This window comes from Runella salmonicolor (genome assembly GCF_024158025.1).
GTDB lineage: Bacteria > Bacteroidota > Bacteroidia > Cytophagales > Spirosomataceae > Runella > Runella salmonicolor.
In genome coordinates this window covers 47,672-66,161 of record NZ_JAMZEL010000015.1, presented here as the reverse complement: position 1 = coordinate 66,161, position 18,490 = coordinate 47,672, and the positions used below count along the sequence as shown (strand labels likewise).

The 18,490-nt window shown below is 44.8% G+C and carries 16 protein-coding genes; 10 read left to right on the top strand and 6 right to left on the bottom strand.

From position 1 onward, the window contains the following. Positions 1-180: 180 nt before the first annotated feature. The 3 genes from NCI00_RS25245 to murB are packed head-to-tail and all read left to right on the top strand — an operon-like array spanning position 181 to position 3,821. Positions 181-1,518 (top strand): GntP family permease, encoded by a 1,338-nt coding sequence (locus NCI00_RS25245; RefSeq protein WP_253532301.1) that lies wholly within the window; start codon positions 181-183, stop codon positions 1,516-1,518. A gap of 40 nt (positions 1,519-1,558) precedes the next feature. Next, entirely contained in the window at positions 1,559-2,755 is a 1,197-nt protein-coding gene (locus NCI00_RS25240) for an RsmB/NOP family class I SAM-dependent RNA methyltransferase (protein ID WP_253532299.1), read from the top strand. 46 nt (positions 2,756-2,801) lie between these two features. Then, positions 2,802-3,821, top strand: a complete 1,020-nt coding sequence (gene murB / locus NCI00_RS25235) for a UDP-N-acetylmuramate dehydrogenase (protein WP_166559787.1) — start codon at positions 2,802-2,804, stop codon at positions 3,819-3,821. A 114-nt stretch (positions 3,822-3,935) separates the two neighbouring features. Here the strand turns inward: murB and NCI00_RS25230 are convergent, their stop codons facing one another. From NCI00_RS25230 to prmA, 3 genes are all read right to left on the bottom strand, one after another. Further along, entirely contained in the window at positions 3,936-4,448 is a 513-nt protein-coding gene (locus NCI00_RS25230) for an RNA polymerase sigma factor (protein ID WP_114070278.1), read from the bottom strand. Positions 4,449-4,753: 305 nt separating this feature from the next. After that, positions 4,754-5,572 (bottom strand): SDR family oxidoreductase, encoded by an 819-nt coding sequence (locus NCI00_RS25225; protein WP_253532297.1) that lies wholly within the window; start codon positions 5,570-5,572, stop codon positions 4,754-4,756. After that, on the bottom strand, positions 5,569-6,402 hold the full coding sequence (gene prmA, locus NCI00_RS25220) for a 50S ribosomal protein L11 methyltransferase (RefSeq protein ID WP_253532295.1): 834 nt from the start codon (positions 6,400-6,402) through the stop codon (positions 5,569-5,571). Before prmA ends, NCI00_RS25225 begins: the two co-directional genes overlap by 4 nt. Positions 6,403-6,529: 127 nt before the next feature. Here prmA and NCI00_RS25215 point away from each other — a divergent pair, with 127 nt between their 5' ends. Both NCI00_RS25215 and NCI00_RS25210 read left to right on the top strand, forming a co-directional pair. Beyond that, positions 6,530-9,436, top strand: a complete 2,907-nt coding sequence (locus NCI00_RS25215; protein WP_253532293.1) for an FAD-binding and (Fe-S)-binding domain-containing protein — start codon at positions 6,530-6,532, stop codon at positions 9,434-9,436. A 12-nt stretch (positions 9,437-9,448) separates the two neighbouring features. Beyond that, positions 9,449-10,426 (top strand): hypothetical protein, encoded by a 978-nt coding sequence (locus NCI00_RS25210; protein WP_253532291.1) that lies wholly within the window; start codon positions 9,449-9,451, stop codon positions 10,424-10,426. A gap of 29 nt (positions 10,427-10,455) precedes the next feature. Here NCI00_RS25210 and NCI00_RS25205 read toward each other — a convergent pair whose 3' ends face one another. The 3 genes from NCI00_RS25205 to NCI00_RS25195 all read right to left on the bottom strand — a co-directional run bounded on the left by NCI00_RS25205 (position 10,456) and on the right by NCI00_RS25195 (position 12,713). Next, positions 10,456-11,100 carry a response regulator gene (locus tag NCI00_RS25205; protein WP_253532289.1) on the bottom strand — a complete coding sequence of 215 codons (645 nt, stop codon included), beginning with the start codon at positions 11,098-11,100 and terminating at the stop codon, positions 10,456-10,458. A gap of 95 nt (positions 11,101-11,195) precedes the next feature. Continuing rightward, positions 11,196-11,531, bottom strand: coding sequence for a LytR/AlgR family response regulator transcription factor (locus tag NCI00_RS25200; protein WP_253532287.1), 336 nt, complete (start codon positions 11,529-11,531; stop codon positions 11,196-11,198). Between the two features lie 435 nt (positions 11,532-11,966). Beyond that, positions 11,967-12,713 (bottom strand): LCIB family protein, encoded by a 747-nt coding sequence (locus tag NCI00_RS25195; RefSeq protein WP_253532285.1) that lies wholly within the window; start codon positions 12,711-12,713, stop codon positions 11,967-11,969. Between the two features lie 466 nt (positions 12,714-13,179). On the opposite strand from NCI00_RS25195, the gene NCI00_RS25190 reads away from it, so the two are divergent. The 5 genes from NCI00_RS25190 to NCI00_RS25170 all read left to right on the top strand — a co-directional run bounded on the left by NCI00_RS25190 (position 13,180) and on the right by NCI00_RS25170 (position 18,454). Beyond that, positions 13,180-13,461: a helix-turn-helix domain-containing protein gene (locus NCI00_RS25190; RefSeq protein ID WP_253532284.1), complete on the top strand. Its 282-nt coding sequence runs from the start codon at positions 13,180-13,182 to the stop codon at positions 13,459-13,461. A gap of 140 nt (positions 13,462-13,601) precedes the next feature. Next, a complete protein-coding gene (locus NCI00_RS25185) occupies positions 13,602-13,883 on the top strand; it encodes a response regulator transcription factor (protein WP_253532283.1) in 282 nt (93 codons plus the stop codon). Between the two features lie 181 nt (positions 13,884-14,064). Continuing rightward, positions 14,065-15,159 (top strand): hypothetical protein, encoded by a 1,095-nt coding sequence (locus tag NCI00_RS25180; protein ID WP_253532282.1) that lies wholly within the window; start codon positions 14,065-14,067, stop codon positions 15,157-15,159. 9 nt (positions 15,160-15,168) lie between these two features. Beyond that, positions 15,169-17,505, top strand: coding sequence for a TonB-dependent receptor (locus NCI00_RS25175; protein WP_253532281.1), 2,337 nt, complete (start codon positions 15,169-15,171; stop codon positions 17,503-17,505). Further along, positions 17,489-18,454, top strand: a complete 966-nt coding sequence (locus tag NCI00_RS25170) for a DUF4249 domain-containing protein (RefSeq protein ID WP_253532280.1) — start codon at positions 17,489-17,491, stop codon at positions 18,452-18,454. Before NCI00_RS25175 ends, NCI00_RS25170 begins: the two co-directional genes overlap by 17 nt. The last annotated feature ends 36 nt before the right edge of the window (positions 18,455-18,490 follow it).

Genomic DNA, 18,490 nt, shown 5'->3' with positions numbered 1-18,490 from the left:
TGGGTGGAGTGGTCAGTTTTCCACCCACACTTTATTTCAGTGCTTTTTTTTTGGTATAATCATACTATCATTGCGATTGTATGTTCCGGAGAAACTTTATATTTTTTATTTAATGGCATTAAGATACACCAAAGGAAAGCTTTTGGTAGAGCGGACTTCAGACTCTAACCTATTTTAAAGATGCTCTCACCTCTTTACGTATCCTTGCTGCTCATTGTCAGTATTTTGACCATCATTCTGCTCAGTTCACGGTACAAATTCAATACCTTTTTTGTGTTGATTTTTGTGGCAATGGGCGTAGGGTTTGCTGCGGGGATGGACGGAGAAGCGCTGTTGAAAGCCATCAAAGTGGGTTTTGGCAGTACCCTCGAAAAAATCGGTTTGCTGATTATTTTGGGGGCTACGCTGGGTATCATTTTGGATAAAACCAACGCTACGCTCAGTTTGGCCAATTTTATCCTGAACAAAACGGGCGAGCGCTACGCGCCGCTCGCCATTACGTTGGTTGGTATCCTCATCGGATTGCCTATTTTTTGTGATTCGGGGTTTGTGGTGTTGAGTGGATTGGTGGTTTCGTTGGGTCATACCCTGCCCAAAAAACGTCTGGCGTTGGTAGGCTGTTTGGCTACATCGCTGTACGCGGTTCATTGTCTAGTACCTCCGCATCCAGGCATCACGGCTGCGGCGGGCGTTTTGAATGTCGATTTGGGAAAAGCCATGCTGTTAGGAATCTTAGTGGCATTGCCAGCCGCTATGGTCGGGTATCTGTACAGCCTTTCGTTGCCTGCTTCATTAGATGCGGTTGAACAAACAGCGACTGAAAAACTTCCAATAAAAAAGGCTGATTTGCCTTCTCCTGCACTGTCGTTTTTGCCCATTATTGTCCCGATTGCGCTTATTTCGTTGAAATCAGTGGTGCTTTTGTATCCCGATATGGCATTGCCGTTTGTGCTGAACATCATTAAATTTGTGGGAGAACCCATCACGGCATTGATTGCGGGTTTAGGTTTGACTTTGCCGTTGTTTCAAAAAATTGAGAAAGAAAAACTAAATCAATTATTTGACGAAGCCATCGAAAAGGCGGGGCCCATCCTCATCGTAACGGCGGCGGGCGGCGCTTTTGGCGAAATTATCAGAACCCTTGAATTGGGGAAAGTATACGGCGCGGCGTTGGCGGCGGGCGGTTGGGGACTGCTCGTTCCGTTTGGATTGGCGGCTATTTTCAAAACTGCGCAGGGCTCGTCGACCGTGGCGGTGGTTTCGACAGCATCGTTGGTGGCCCCTTTGTTGGCAGCCCTCGGATTGGCTGGCCCAGACAGTGCGCTGTTGGCGTTATTGGCGATGGGAGCGGGGTCAATGGTCACTTCACACGCCAATGATTCATATTTTTGGGTAATTTCGCGCTTTGGAAACCTAAACGTTTCCGTTACCTTGCGTGCTTTCACGCCTGCTTCCGCGCTCATGGGAGGCACCGCCCTGCTGGTTATTTACGTGATGAAATGGCTGATGGGTATGTAGAAAGCAGGCAGAGCGTCACGTACATTTTGATTCAAACTTCATGAAATACCACCGCGTTTTAGTGGAAGCGATTGTTTTTTCGCTGACCGAAATATTCGAAAAAGGGCGTCAGGCCGATAAAGTCATTGAGCAGGTGCTCAAGTCCAACCGCAAATGGGGCGCGCGCGACCGGGGCTTTATTGCCGAAAACACCTACGAAATTGTCCGTTGGTGGCGAATGTTGGATTTTGTCACGGCCCACTTGGGCAAGCCTTCTTATCTGGACTTTTTTGCCGCGTGGCAAATTTTAAAAGGCAACGAACTGCCGCCGTGGGCGGAATTTGCACACATCAAGCCCAATGCCATCCGACAAGCCTACGAAGAAGCCAAAAAAAGCCGCAAAATTCGGGAGTCGATTCCCGATTGGCTGGACGAAATCGGCGCTGCCGAATTGGGCACCGCGTGGGACGAGGAACTTCATGCACTAAACCAAACGGCTCCCGTTGTGTTGCGGGCCAATACCCTCAAAACCACCGCTGCCGCACTGAAAGAAGCCTTGGCCAGCAAGGAGATTTTTACCGAAACCCTGCCCGGATTGCCCGACGCGTTGAAATTGAGGGAGAAAAAAAACGTTTTCCAGACTGATTATTTCCAAAACGGACAGTTTGAAGTGCAAGATGCGGGTTCGCAGCGTATTGCGCCCACGTTGGATGTGCATCCGGGGATGCGCGTCATTGATGCCTGCGCGGGTGCGGGTGGAAAAACCCTGCATTTGGCGGCGTTGATGCACAATCAGGGGCGACTCATTGCGATGGATGTGGAGGGTTGGAAACTGGAAGAACTGCGCCGCCGGGCGCGGCGCAACGGAGTCAGCAACGTAGAAACGCGCGTCATTGAACCTAAAACCATCAAACGTCTCCGCGATACCGCCGACCGCGTGTTGTTGGATGTTCCCTGTTCAGGATTAGGGGTTTTGCGTCGAAATCCCGATTCTAAGTGGAAAATGAAACCCGATTTTTTGACCCAAATTCGTCAAACACAATACGAAATTCTGACCAGTTATTCGCAAATGGTGAAGCCGGGTGGGAAGTTGGTATACGCTACGTGTAGCATTTTGCCGTCGGAAAGTGAAGAGCAAGTGAAGCGATTTTTGGCCGAACAGGGCGCTAAATGGCAGCTTTTGGAAGAAGCCCGAACCTCACCAGCGCGCGATGGATTCGACGGGTTTTACATGGCTTGTTTGACGAAACCTTTGTGAAACAACCATTTTTTACGTTCTTTGCACCAGAATCTACTACGGTAAAATGCTTACCATTCAAAGCAACGTTTCTCTCAAATCATACAATACCTTCGGCATAGAGGCTACGGCTCGCTATTTGGTAGAAGTTGATAATGACGAAGATATTCAGACATTACTCCAGCTTCCTGACGTGCAGACGTTGCCAAAACTTATTTTGGGCGGCGGCAGTAATCTTCTTCTTACGCAGGATTTCAACGGTTTGGTGGTCAAAATCAACATCAAGGGCATCCGGACGGTCAAAGAAGATCAGGAAAATGTGTGGGTGCGCGTAGGGGCTGGCGAAAATTGGCACGAATTTGTACTTTATTGTGTAGAACGAGGCTTGGCGGGCCTTGAAAATCTGTCCCTTATCCCGGGCACCGTCGGAGCCGCTCCCATGCAGAATATTGGGGCGTATGGTGTTGAAATTAAGGACACTTTCGAAAGGCTCGAAGCGGTTCATATTCTGACGGGTCAAAAACGGGTTTTTACCAATGAAGAATGTCGTTTTGGTTACCGCGACAGCGTGTTCAAAAATGAACTGAAGGGACAGTACATTATTTGCAACGTGCAGTTCAAGTTGCAAAAAACACCCGTATTTCACGTTTCGTACGGCGACATTCAAAAAACGCTCGACCAAATGGGCGTAAATGAGCTGAGTATCAAGGCCGTTAGCGACGCCGTCATTAAAATCAGACGTAGCAAATTGCCTGACCCCGTCGAAATTGGCAACGCAGGCAGTTTCTTCAAGAACCCCGAAATTTCGGTGATGCAATACGAGCACTTGAAATTGATGTATCCAGAAATACCAGGCTATGTAATCAGCAATGAGGTCGTAAAAGTGCCCGCTGGATGGTTGATTGAACAATGCGGTTGGAAAGGAAAACGCTTCGGGAGCATTGGCGTACACGCCCGACAGGCGCTTGTGTTGGTTAATTATGGTGGCGGTAAGGGTTTAGAAATAAAGCAGTTGGCTGAAAAAATACAGTCTTCTGTCGAAGAGCAATTTGGAATTCGTCTGCATACTGAAGTCAATTTTGTCTAAAACAAAAAAGTTGACCGGATACCGATCAACTTTTCGAAACCTTCCTCTTTTTAAACTGGCAGCTTCGCTTTATCGGTTAAGATAGCTAAGCCGCCAATGTCTCATTATCCCTACTCAAAATGGATGCGCATAGACGTATAACTTGTCTTTGAGCTCTTTCCGCGCAATGTGAATTCTGTTTTTGACCGTTCCGATGGGAATGCGCAAGCGGTCAGCAATTTCGTGGTATTTGAACCCCCGATAGTACATCATAAAAGGGGTACGATAGGCTTCCTCCAGTGAATTAACGGCTTTGTTGATGTCGTCCATGGCAAACTTACCAGCGGCTTCATTTTCAGTACTGTTTTCAAAAGAATTGATGTAGTGTAAGTTGTCGCTTGTATCGATAAATGTATTCTTCCGCACCATACGCTGGTAGTTGGTGATGAAGGTGTTTTTCATGATGGTGTACAACCAAGCCTTGAGGTTTGTGCCGTCGGCGTATTTGTCACGGTTGGTAAAAGCCTTCAACAGCGTATCCTGCAACAAATCGTTAGCATCTTCGCTGTCTTTTGTTAAACGCATCGCAAAGGGCTTTAGTGACTTTGACACTTTAGCGATGTGGTAAGTGAACTCGATAGCTGTCATTGTGGGCTTATTTGAATGTTTTGGTTTCAGTTTGTTGAACAAATTTAGCTAAACATTAAACAAACTTCCAAATAAATTTTGAACAAATTTGTAAATATTAAATTTGGTCATCAGTTTTTTGGACTAAAATGAGTATTTTTATATTGGTTTAGTAATATTATAGTATTATTTTTAGGTCAATTTTGCGTTTTTACCTTCAAAAAGTTCAAAAAAATACATTTGTTTAACGTATGACAATTAACGTTAAACAAAATTGAAATAAAAATATGTGTTTGACTTTTGTTGAGGATTAATTAAACAAAAGTCTATAACTGATACAGAAATTGGAGGGGGTTGGGATACAGAAATGGATAGTTGATTTTATCCACTAATTTTTGAGAAGAGACGATTTTAAAAGGATTGATTTCAGAAGTACTAAACGTGGGGGGCTGATAGCCAAAAGGGGTACAACTCGCAAGGTACACTTCTCGACGGGTAGGATGGAAGGGTGCCACTACATTGTAAGTTTCATTCCATACCGATGGGTTTTGTAAAAATGCCTTGATGACCCCGATGACATCGTCCCGGTGAATATAATTGACGGGAACTTCGCCAGTGGTGAGGTTCTTTTTGCCTGATACATATTTTGCGGGTATGCGTTCGTACCCCATCAAACCGCCGCAACGCAATACAAGCCATGCTTGGGGCAATGATTGAATCAACAGTTCTGCTTCGGCCAACGTGGGAGCGGCTGATTGGCTGGGATAAATCACATCTTCTTCCTTTACTTCCCGGTTGAGCTCAGGATAAACGGAGGTTGAACTGATATAAATGACCCTTTGGGCGGGGCTATCTTTCACTAACTCTATCAAATGGCGCATTTGGGCCGTGTGAAAATCTGGCCCCGCGCGCTCCAGTCGTGGAGGAATGTTGACAACCAGCACGTCGCAATCCATCAAATAATCCCAACCGATGCCTTTGGGTTCGGGCGTAAGTTGGAGCCATAGGGGTTCAATCTGAAGGGCGCGCAAAACGGCCAATTTTTCGACGCTCGTCGTGCTTCCTTTTACGGTGTGCCCTTCTCGGGCAAGTTGTGCGGCCAGCGGAAGACCCAGCCAGCCGCATCCTAAAATGCTTATTTTCATGGTTTTTCAAATCTTAAAACCGCCCATTGATTGAGGGTTTTTTTGGCAACTAATCGAAGATTTACTTCTTCGGCTTTTTGAACAATATCGACAATGTCAAATTCGTAAAATCCGCTGACCATCAGCGTGCCGCCACCGACCAGAAACTCGGTGTAGGTGGGAATTTCTTGTAACAAAATATTTCGGTTGATGTTGGCCAGTACAATATCATACGTAGCGGCGGGGCAATCGGCAATTGTTCCCTGAAAAACCTGGATGTGCGTGCAGCCATTCATGGCGGCATTTTCTACCGCATTGAGGTAGGCCCATTCTTCAATGTCAAAGGCCGTGAGGCGGTTAGCGCCGAGTTTCTCGGCCAGAATGGCTAAAATGCCAGTGCCACTTCCCACGTCCAACACCGATTTTCCTTGATGGTCGAGCAAAAGTTGCTGTTCCATCACCAGCGTGGTGGTTTCGTGGTGACCCGTTCCAAACGACATTTTGGGGTCAATCACGATGTCGTATTCAAACGCTGGGTCGGGTGTGTGGTAAGAAGCCCGTACCCGAATTCTGCCCGCCACCTCAATCGGCTGATAGTTGCGCTCCCATTCTTCGTTCCAGTTTTTGGTTTCGAGTTGTTGGGATTCAAACGTAATGGCCGTCATGGATTGATAGCGCTCAATGATTTGCTGGAGCGCGTCTAAGTCAAAGCTTGTGTCAGGAATATACGCCGAGAGGCCGTCGTTTGACTCTACAAAGGATTCGTAGCCAATCTCGGCCAATTCGGCCATCAAAATGTCGTTATAGTCGGGATTGAGCGTTAGGCGTGTTTCAATATAAGTAGCAGGCATCTTGTTAAAATCTTGTTTTTGGTAAATAATTTAAGGTGTACCCAGAGGTTGAATGTTTATCCGTAAAGGGAGACAAAGGTACGCCCAATCTGATTTTAAATTACATTTGCACAAATCATTCGTTCCAATGTTTTACGCTGCACCTACTAAACTTCCTTTTCAACAATTAACCCTTGATTTTGAGGGAGAATTCTATTTTGACAATTCGGTTACCCACCAAGCCATTCGACGGTTGTACTCAACCGATGCTTCGGTATACCAAGAAACCCCGCTGGCGGTTGCTTTGCCCAAAACGGTTGGTGATATTCAACAACTCATTTTGTTTGCCGTCGAGCATGGCCTTACGCTCATTCCCCGAGCGGCGGGAACCTCCCTCGCGGGCCAAGTGGTAGGTGAGGGAATTGTGGTGGATATTTCTAAATACTTTGACAAAATTCTCGAAATAAATGCGGACGAACGCTGGGTACGCGTGCAGCCGGGCGTGATTCGTGACGACCTCAATGTGGTTTTGAAGCCCTACGGTTTGATGTTCGGGCCCGAAACGTCTACTGCTAACCGTGCGATGATTGGCGGGATGATTGGTAATAACTCTTGCGGGCTACACTCCATCCGTTGGGGTGCTACTCGCGACCATTTATTGGAAGTTAAAGCCATATTAAGCGACGGAAGCGAGGTTATTTTTGGCGAACAATCGGTTTCAAATCAGGCAGATTCTCTGCGGGAGCGGATTGAGAAAGGCCTTTCGTCACTTTTATCAGACGCTGGTAATCAGAAACTTATTCGGGAGAAATTTCCTAAAAAAACGGTCACCCGTCGTAACTCAGGCTACGCGCTTGACGCGCTGCTTGACGCACCAAACGGCTTGAATCTCCCCAAACTTATCGCTGGCTCAGAAGGAACCCTGTGTTTTATTACCGAAGCCAAACTCAACCTTTTGCCGTTGCCACCCGCCGAGCTTGGGTTGTTGTGTGTGCATTGTCATACGCTGCATGAATCACTGCTGGCAAACGGTATTGCTATGAAACACCATCCGTTGGCGTCTGAATTGGTGGATAAATACATCATGGATTTTACCAAAGAGCACAACGAATACCGCCACAATCGCTTTTTTATTGAAGGTGATCCTGCGGCGATGCTCATGGTGGAATTTGGCGCAGAAACCCGCGCAGAAGTAGAAACAACAGCGAAAAAATTGGTGGCTGAGCTGAAGCTCAACGGCTTAGGCTATGCGTATCCGTTGCTGTTTGGCGATGAATCCAAAAAAGCCTGGGATGTGCGCAAAGCAGGTTTGGGCCTGATTCGAAATTTACCCGGCGATTTGCAGCCCGTCAACCTCATCGAAGATTGCGCCGTGGCGGTTGAAGATTTGCCAAATTATATCGAAGATTTAGGCGATGTGCTCAAAAAACACCAAGTACACGCCTCGTACTACGCCCATGCAGGAGCAGGCGAGCTGCACGTGGAGCCGATGGTTAACCTAAAAACTTCGGAAGGCAAGGCCAAGTTTCGGGCTATTTTGGCTGATACGGCCGTGTTGCTCAAAAAATACAACGGTTCTCTCTCGGGCGAGCACGGCGACGGCCGCCTACGCGGCGAGTTCATTCCATTTATGATGGGAGAAGAAGTGTATGGGTTGTTTCGGGAAGTGAAAAATTTGTTTGACCCTAAAGGGGTATTCAATCGGGGGAAAATTGTGGATACACCGCCGATGAACGAATTTCTGCGTTATCAGCCAGACCAAAAAGCCCCTCATATCGAAACAGTTTTTGATTTTTCAAAACAAGAAAGCTTGTTAAGGTTGGCCGAAAAATGCAGTGGTTCTGGCGATTGTCGCAAAACCCACATCACTGGCGGGACCATGTGCCCGAGCTACATGGCAACGCGTCGTGAGCGCGACACAACCCGCGCCCGTGCCAACATGCTGCGCCATTTTTACACCGAATCGTCATCCGTTGATGCTACGGCCGAAGAAACCAAGGAGATTTTGGACCTTTGTCTATCCTGCAAAGGTTGCAAGTCGGAGTGTCCGTCGAGCGTAGATATCTCCAAGATGAAGGCGGAGTTTCTGCAAAGCTATTATGATAAAAACGGTGTGCCGTTTCGGTCGCGCTTGATTGCCAATTTCTCGCAACAGATGCGTTTGGCGAGCATAGCGCCGTGGGCGTATAATTCCATTTTTGGCAATGAATCACTGCGGCGCATTGCCAACAAAGTGGTTGGGTTTCACCCCGATCGAACCATGCCAATGTTGGCAAAAACAACCCTTAAAGATTGGCATAAGGCAAGAACACAAAGCGGCGGCAAGCGGGTGTATCTTTTCTGCGATGAATTTACGAATTACAACGACGTTGAAATAGGCCAAAAAGCGATTTTATTGCTCGAAAAACTGGGCTATGAAGTTATCATTCCCAAACACGTCGAGAGCGGCCGGACGTACCTTTCAAAGGGCTTGGTGAAAGAGGCAAAGAAAATAGCGATTCAGAATGTAGAAATGCTCAAGGAGGTCATCTCTGAAGATACCCCTCTGATTGGCATTGAGCCTTCGGCAATTTTGACTTTTCGGGATGAATACCTTGATTTGGTTCCCAAAGAACTTCAGGAAACCGCCCAAAAATTAGCCAAAAATGCCCTGCAGTTTGAAGAATTTATTGCGCGCGAAATAGATACAAAACGTATTCACCGTCAACAGTTTACGAATAAACAAAAAACCATTAAATTGCACGGGCATTGCCATCAAAAAGCCTTGTCGTCGCTGACGCCGAGCAAAAAGATGCTGTCATTGCCCGAAAACTATACCGTTCAGTTGATTCATTCGGGGTGTTGCGGCATGGCGGGGTCTTTTGGCTACGAGAAGGAGCATTATGAGTTGTCGATGCAAGTGGGTGAATTGGTGCTTTTCCCTACGGTACGTCAACAGCCCGAAGAGGTCATTATTGCCGCGCCGGGCACAAGCTGCCGCCATCAGATTAAAGATGGTACGGGCCGCAAAGCCAAACATCCGATTGAGATTTTGTGGGAAGCATTACGTAGTTAAACAGACATGACCATGCGGTATTTACTCCTTTTGCTTGTTTGCTCGTTGCGGAGTTATGCCCAGCCAAATGTGCATATTCAAGGCTATTTTGAGGGTTTTCCTTCTTCGCAGTATCAGATTTTTTTAGATACGCCCTTGGGCTTTTCCCCCTACGACCCCGAAGCGGTGTTGAAAGAGCGCACCGACGAAAGTGGCTGTTTTAAAGCCGATTTATGTATTGAATCGCCCCAAAAAGTAACGATTGAATGTTTAGGTTACCGCGTCGATTTTTTGCTTAAACCCAACGACACCCTTTACTTTGTCAACCCCAGCCGGTCGTCTTTTCCCGTTGTAAAAGGCCCAACGGCTCGTTTACACCAGTTTTTGTACGGAAGCTTGCTGTTTGGGCAGGATTCGCTCCGGCGCAAACCCCTCTTTCAACACATGTCGTTAGAGGATTATTCGTTTGTTATCAATGATCTTGCTACGGAGTCGGCCGAACGTTTTCAACGGGAGCAGGATACCACAAACCGCCAGATAAATGCGTACGTTTTGGCGTCGTTGGAAGGGCAAAAATATTTACGCAAACAAACCTACCTCCGGAGTTTGGGAGACCTCTCCAAAAATGAGTCGATTAGCCTCAAAACAATGGACGACGAAGCCCTTATTTCGGATATTTACCGGGAGGCTTTGTATTCGCGGTGGCTGGGTTTTTTGCCAGGGCCTTTTATGAATCGAAATATGGTGGTGCAGATTGACAGTACGGTGTGGGAAGCAAGGTATAATTCAATATATGAAGGACTGCGTAAATTTCCCCAAACCCGCGAACTGATGCTTGCCAAAATCGTACAGAGGGCGTTTTCGTTAGCGCACTTTTCGCCAGAAAAAGAAAACACGGCGGCGGGAAAATTGTTGGAACGGTTTAAAGAAGATTTTCCCGAATCACCTTACTGTAATGCCCTGCATCAGGAATTTCTGGCAAGGTTGATAAGACCAAAGACAAAGAATTAACCTGTGGGCTGAATGGGTATCGACGAGTTTTAGTCAATCAGTTTGTGCTTAATGGCAAACCGCACCAAGCCCACGACGGTGTTCAGACGTAGTTTTTTGAAGATATTTCGGCGGTGGGTTTCAATGGTATTGATGCTGACATTCAGTTGTTTAGCGATGGCTTCGCTGGAAAAATCATGTACAATAAACCGGATAACTTCAATCTCACGCTTGGTTAAATGCGGAACCCCGTCCACGATTTCGTGACCATTGGGGACGTGGGGATTGGGAATAGAAGCCAGTTGCTTTTCTATGTCGCGGCTAAAGTATCGTCTTCCTTCGCCTACTTCGGTCAAAGCCTTCCGCAATTCGTCGGGGGAGGCACTTTTTAGAATATATCCACATGCTCCTGCCTGAATAGCTTCCCGAATCTGGGAGGCATCTTCTACCATGGTCAGCAAAATTACCTTTATATGAGGGAATCGTTCCTTTACACGAATAGTAAACTCAATACCTCCCAAAAGAGGCATATTAAGATCAGAAACGACGATATCTACGGGTACTTCTTCTACTATCCGGAGTGCTTCCAAGCCATTAGTTGCTTTGGCAACAATCTGAACTCCTTCCTTTTTTTCTAAGAGAGCTGCCAGACTTTCAAGCAAAATCAGGTGGTCATCTGCCAACAATACGCGCATAGGAAGGTACTTTTTCCTGAAAATATAGAATCTTTTTGGATATAAAGTCAAATTGATTCCTAAAAATAAATTGAATTATAGCTAAGTCGTTGATTCTAACGGGACTTCCCCAAGAGTCGCAAAATAGCCGTTCGCTTTCGTCTCGAAATGGGAATGGACGTACCGTCGGTCATCAAAATAGAATGACTACGCGGGTCTATTCCTAAAATATACCGACAGTTGATAACATAACTTTTGTGGACTCGCACAAACTGTTGCGGGAGCTGTTCAAGATAGATACCCAACGACCGACAGGTAATGATTGGTTGTCCTTTTGCGGGGATAAAGCGGGTGTAATTTCTAACCCCTTCCAAACGCACCACACTTTCCAAATCGAATGAAAAGAAATGCTGATGGCCCAAATTTGCAGAAATGAATAGTTGTGGATTCATAATAATCAATGTTAAAGTTTTTAATAGAGTAGGGTAAAGATTCTAGTGAAGTAGGGTAAAGATTTGAGTACCCAAATTTCTTACAAGATTAGGCAAGGCGCAATACTGGAATTCCGGTATTTTTATCCTAAAAAGGTCTTTATTTTTCTAATTTTTGCGGTTTTTTACCTAAATGGTCTGTTGATAAAGAAAAAGTCTATGCTAAACACTCGTTTTTGAACATTCAATTGAAGGAAACGAGGAGAAGAAAATGATGCCGAAGAGTGATATATACAATCGTAGAAAAATGGCCAAGTACGGCCGAGAAGAGGAAGAAAAGATAGCCGCTTTGAGCAAGTTTATTTGGCAGAATGGCGCAAGCCTTTCAAAAATTTAGGGCCGTCGAGCGCACAATTGTACGCTTTCGACGGCCCCGTTCAATCTCTTGGTTATTGTTTAATTGTCGTAGTAATCCAAGACACTCTTTTTTTCATTGGTGGCCAAGTCAATAATGTCGAAGCGTTTTGCGCTGGTGTAAGACCCCATGTCAGAATCGCTATTGATCAGGATGGTTCCAAACAATATTACGTACTTGCAGTGGTAGTTTGTCTTTTCGACCAATTCATGAATACGTTGATCTATGGCCTCATAAATTACCTCGGTTGCCTCATAAAGTGGTACGGCGGCGCTGAGTATTCGGTCTTTTTGACGGAGCAATATTTGCTCAATGGTGTTCATTTGGAAGTCCATTTCGGTCACGTTTCCTTCCACAATTTGATTGTTCATCAGTTTGTTGAGCGCACCTTTGGCGGCTCCGCAGCATCCCGAATTTTTTGCCTGCCCGATGCGCTTAATCTCACCGATGACGCCTTCTTTGGTGATGCCGATGTGGGGGCCGTAATAGATAAAGACCGCGCCCTCGTCGGGTACGTGGCTGGCAAATGCCCCCATGCCCGTAAGGCCCGTAAAAGGAAAACCATCCAAGCCGCCCATTTTGAAAGGCCCCAAAAACTCGTGCGCTCTGGATGGATACTGAATGGCGTTTACATCGTCGCTGCAAATACTGTCGGCCAGCATGATTTGGCCAGGTTCTAAATCCAAATGCTCTTCCAGAAAGTCGATGAGTTTGTTTACACTGTCAATCGTGGTGACGGCATTGGGATAATAATTTCTTATTATCGCTAATTTTTCTCGTTTTTTCATACTTGCGAATGGCTAAAAAGGTTTTGATTGGGGGTGTTAAGAAAATGCTAAGTGCTTCAGTACGCTTTGAATGGGTAGTTTATTTACAAAGTAAAAACGGAAAAGGAAGTAAAGATAATTTTCCTAAAAAAACAATTTGCGCGGCTTTTATACCCATAAGTCACGGGGCAATTTGGAGACCCATGAGGGGCTTGATGGAAAGCAAAAGAGACGCTATCAGCCCTCATACCGTTTGATAACTATTGTTTGTTTTTCTCAAAAAAACCAGTTTATCTTTGGCAAGCTATACGTTTATGGGCGTACAGCTCTTCTACCCTGCTTCTTGATGAACGAATTATTGACAGCCCGTGCCGAAAGGCTGTTCATCAGATGCTATCTATCTATCTATCTATCTATCTATCTATCTATGGTAGAGGTTGCTGATGAACACCTCATAAAGTGTTTAAGTATCTAAAAATCAAAAAAGATGACAGCCCAGTGCCCGCAACCAGACCATTTCGACCCATTGAACAGATTAGACATTTTTCTGCTCCGCCAATCTATTTTTCTCTCCCCACAGGAGCTCAATGTGCTGTATTGGGCCAAAGAAGGCAGGAACAATCGGGAGATAGCCGACCAATTGGGCACGGCCATCTGTACTGTTAAGAAGCACAAAAACAACCTCATCGCTAAGCTCGGTGTGGAAGGAAAAGTCGGCTTGCAGCAATTTTTGTTTCATGCCGCCCAAAATATTCCCACTATTTTGTAGTTCAACAGTTGGTGCTGATATGCAGCATCACCGTTTTTTTTTCAACGTTTAGAAAAACTCATTTTAATCAATGCCATGCCTGCTCAGAGCGTATCTGCGTAAGCAATGGTTTATAAATGAGCTATTTAAATAAATACCGAATGCCGAACAAAACAGCCGCTGACTCCCCTGCTGAGGAGTTGGAAAAACTGAAACAACTGAATACCTTCCTGCAACGCAGGTCGGTTGCGCTCACGCCGCAGGAGCTAAAAGTGCTCTACTATGCCATCCAACGCCGCACCAATGCCGACATAGCAACGGCTCTGGAGGTAAGCATCGCCACCGTAAAGACCCACAAAAACAACCTTATTTCAAAATTGGGGGTAGCAGGGAAGGATGGTTTTCAAAAATTTTTGTTGGAAATGGCCCATTATCGCCTCTAGGGTGGAGAAAAATTCACCCTAGGGTTGAGGCGTGGCAAAAATCTTTTGCGGAGATTTGCCCCTGACTATTGCGCAATAGTGAGTTCAAAAAACGAGAAAGCCCCGCATCAGTTTGGCGACGGAGCGGAGCTTTTCGTGTCAGTTCAAACAATTATTTAATCATTTAAACTCCTACAAAAGTATGAAAAAGTTTAAGTTTTTACACACCAACCATTTGTATTATGGCCTATTATTTACATTGAGTGTGGTTCTATCCTCCTGTAAGAATAGCAATGACATAGCCCCGACATTAGAGGCGCATGATAATTTTTTGACTTTTAAGACCGCAGATGAGTTCTATAAAACGGCGGAGAAGCTTTCAAAAGCACCTTACAGCGAAGTGGTTAATTTGGAAAAACAAAACAATTTTACATCGCTTCGAACGCTATTAAAAGAAGCAGAAGAAGAGGATGCCGCTAATCATGAAAGAGAAATAAAATTAGTTGCTGAAAATCCGGCCATGGCTACGATGATGACTCACCAAATTCCACAAGTCGTCAAAGACAACCCAAATACCTTCTTTTATTCAAAAGAAGAAGGAATACGACTGAATTTGATAAGAACAGAATTGGCTTCTTTATTAAATAAAGACGGGTTAGTTAAGGTGGGGGATAAAATTATTCAGTACAAGAGTTCTTATACCAAAGTAATTGAAGATGGGGATACCAAAAAAATTGCTTTGTTAGAGAAAACAATGTCAACTGATAAGAAACTTGGAGTCAGTGTCCATCCCATTAAATTTTATAATGCGAACAAAAAATTAAATTATGCCTATACAAGATCTTGTGAAGGCGGATATGGCTCCCCTTTGCAATATAGAATCATTGTTTATGAGGAAGCATATCATCATGATGATGGACTTTACAGAAACTACTTAGGAACTCTTAAGATTAGAACATTAAAAAGGGGCTTTTTAGGAGGCTGGTATAATCATGCCACGCGCTCACAAAGTGGGTTTGGTACTGTTTCTTATAATTTTGCCAATAACCCTAATTATTGGGCTACAACTCCCACTGTTAAATTTTTAGGAGGAACATACAATCTTGTTTGGGATGGAAATATTCCTGATCAAAATTGGAATGAAACTTCTGATTTAGGAATCACATTTTTTCACTTTCAAATATGGTTATCCCAAGGAGAACAATATCCCTATAATATTTACCAACCCCAATTTAACAGTTCAAGTACTCACACTTGGACTTTTGGTACCGGAGGACCGTGTTCGTGTTCGATTTAATGATGAATTATGCTAAAACAGATTCAACTTTTTTTGTTCTTTTTTTTGTTGGGCATCGTCGCCAATGCCCAACAAAAAAAAGTTTATGTGCATGGCTACGTAGAAGACGCTGAAAAACGCGAGCGTATTGCCAAAGCCAATGTTTCGATAGTAGATCAAAAAATGGGTACGCAAACCAACACCTACGGTTTTTTCAGCGTTGGCCTTATTCCCAATCAACGACAAACGTTGGTCATCAGTACGGTTGGTTTTAAAACAGAACGACTGAGCATTACACTGTCAAAAGATACGTTATTGACCGTTTTTTTATTTCCCGAATCCCAACAATTGGAAGAAGTGGAAGTAAAAGACAAGGTGCCGCCCCATGAGCAGGTGCTTGGTGGATTTCATCAACTTTCGGCCAAAACGATTGAGAAAACGCCGGCGCTGCTGGGGGAAACCGACGCCCTGAAAACATTGCAATTGCTGCCGGGAGTCCAAAACGGCAAAGAAGGAACGGTGGGATTGAACGTACGGGGCGGAAGCCCGGACCAAAATTTAATTCTGTTGGATGGCGTACCTGTTTACAACATCAATCATTTGTTTGGCTTCCTGTCTATTTTCAATAACGATGCCATTGCTAACGTAGATTTCTATAAAGGAGGTATTCCCGCCCGGTATGGAGGGCGGCTTTCGTCGGTGATTGATGTAAGTATGCGTGAAGGAAATAAGAAGACTTACAATACGAAAATCTCTTTGAGTCCGGTCGCGAGCCGCTTTTTGTTTGAGGGGCCTATTGTCAAAGATAAATCGTCCTTTTTATTGTCAATACGGCGTACTTGGTTAGATGCGCTGACTACCCCCATTGCGGTCATTTCCAAGAGTGATTTTCGTTCGGTATTTAAGTTTTACGATGTAAATTTTAAACTGAATTACGCCCTTTCCCCTAAAAACAAGCTCTACGTTAGCTATTACACAGGGCGTGACGGTCTCAATAACACCATAAAATTTAACGACGGAACATCCCGTTACAATTATAACTGGGGCAATAATACCTTCGTTGTACGATGGAATCATTTATACAATCAGCGGATATTTGGAAACTTATCCGTGAGTTATACTAATTTCGATTACACCCTACAAAACGAAGTGAAAGAGGTCAAAACCTTCCAAAGCCGTTTTACGTCGGGTATCAGAGACTGGTCCATACGATATGATTGGGATATTTTCCCCTCCGCCAATCACACGCTCAAAACGGGAATCAGCGCTACGGCTCATCGTTTCAGTCCCGAGATACAGCAAATCAAAAGCGGGCAATCGGATACGATTTATAAACCGCAAAACAGCATTGATGCCGTAGAATTAGTTGCTTATGTCGAAGATGAATTTAAAATTGGCGCTAAATTCAGTGCCAATGTAGGCTTAAACGCGAGTTTTTATCAAGTAGGCCAACGGAGCTTTATCAATCCTCAGCCGCGTGTATCGCTCAACTATGCGCTGAGTGAGCGCAACTCGCTTAAATTTTCTTACGGGCATTTTGCCCAATATCTTCACCTGTTAAGCAATTCTTCCATTGGCTTACCTACCGACTTGTGGGTGTCGGCTACCGAACGTATTCCCGCTCAACTTTCCAATCAGGTTTCGTTGGGGTATTACCAAAGCCTATTCGAAAACCGATTCAATGTGAGCATAGAAGGTTTTCGTCGAAACATGCAAAACGTCATTGAATACCGGGAAGGGGCGTCGTTTTTAAACAGTTCGACCGTTGGATGGGAAGATAAAGTGACCGTGGGCGAGGGCAAAGCGACCGGCATTGAGTTTTTGGTACAAAAAAATACGGGAAAATGGAAAGGTTGGCTAAGCTATACCTTGTCAAAATCAGAGCGAATTTTCAGTGATCTGAATCGAGGGGTGGCATTCCCCTATAAATACGACAGCCGCCATAACATTGCATTAACGCTCAATTATGAATGGAGTAAAAACAAAACGTTTTCCTGTAACTTCTTTTATAATTCCGGCATTCCATTACAAATTTCTACGGCCAAATTCAACGGGGTTTCCCCTTCCCGTTTAGTAAAAACGGTTGGCTTTTTAGGGCCGTACAGACCCGATGAGTACTATTCCTATTTCAATGAATTGGGTTTACTCAGTGACAGAAATACCTTTCGGGCACCGGCTTATCATCGTTTGGATGTCAGTTACCGGTCGGTCAAACCCATGAAAAACGGCAATCGTGTCTGGACGTTGGGAGTCTACAATGTGTACAGTAGAAACAATCCTTTCTACCTGTATTACGATAAAAATCAACTCAAACAATTCAGTCTTTTTCCCATTATTCCTTCCTTTACGTATGAACGCAATTTTTGAGATGAGCAAAGCGGGGGCGATTATTATTGCGCTGTTATTTTTGCAGGGATGTGTAAAAACGGTGGATTTGCCTGACAATGTTTTCAAAAAACAGGTAGTGGCGGTAGGCACTCCCAACCCCGACAGTGTTTTGAGCGTCCGGCTGACGTATTCATTACGACCCGATACTGCGGCAGTGTATCAGGGAATTACCAATGCGGAGGTGTCGTTTATGGAAGATGGGGTAGTGCTCGGGAAAGTGTCTAATGCGCCCAAAGGCGTGTATTCCTTTAATAAACGACCGGTAGCCGGAAAGAGATACGCCATTAGGGTCAATGTGCCTGGATTTGACGAAATATACGCGGAAGACAGTATTCCTCAGGCACCACGGGTAATCAGTTCAAAATTTGCTTCTAATCCAAACAACCCCAATTCTTCCCCTGATTTTGAGTTGCGAATTACCAATTATGCCTTCACCCAAACGCCCATTTGGTTTGGTATTTACAGCACCAGAAAAGTAAGAGGAGTAAAGCCTGGATCACCTACTGGTGAGGTAACACCTGATATTTTCTATGAGTATATTAGTACTGCTAACTTAGGATTATTAAGCAACAGTCAATATTTAGATCGCTTTAACTCTTTTTTTGATGGCCTTTCGGGAAAATACAGTTTTGGAGATCCAGCCAGAGTAGATCCTGTGTCCACAACGTTTGACCCCAATCCGGTGATTCGCTATACGATTGTCAATCAAATCAAAAAAGAGGATCAGGTATTTACTTATTCATTCGCGGCAAGTGCCGGTTATGATCGGTATTTGAAATCGTCCATTATGGCGTATCAAAATCGTCTTTTGGATGCATCAGGTGCGCTGAATAATCCTTTTGCCGAGCCTACCCCTGTGTATTCAAACATTAAAAATGGACTCGGCATTTGGGGAGCCTATAATGCGAAACGAACGGTGTTGCAATAACATCACCAATGGCTCCGCTTGCCGTGTCATTACCAT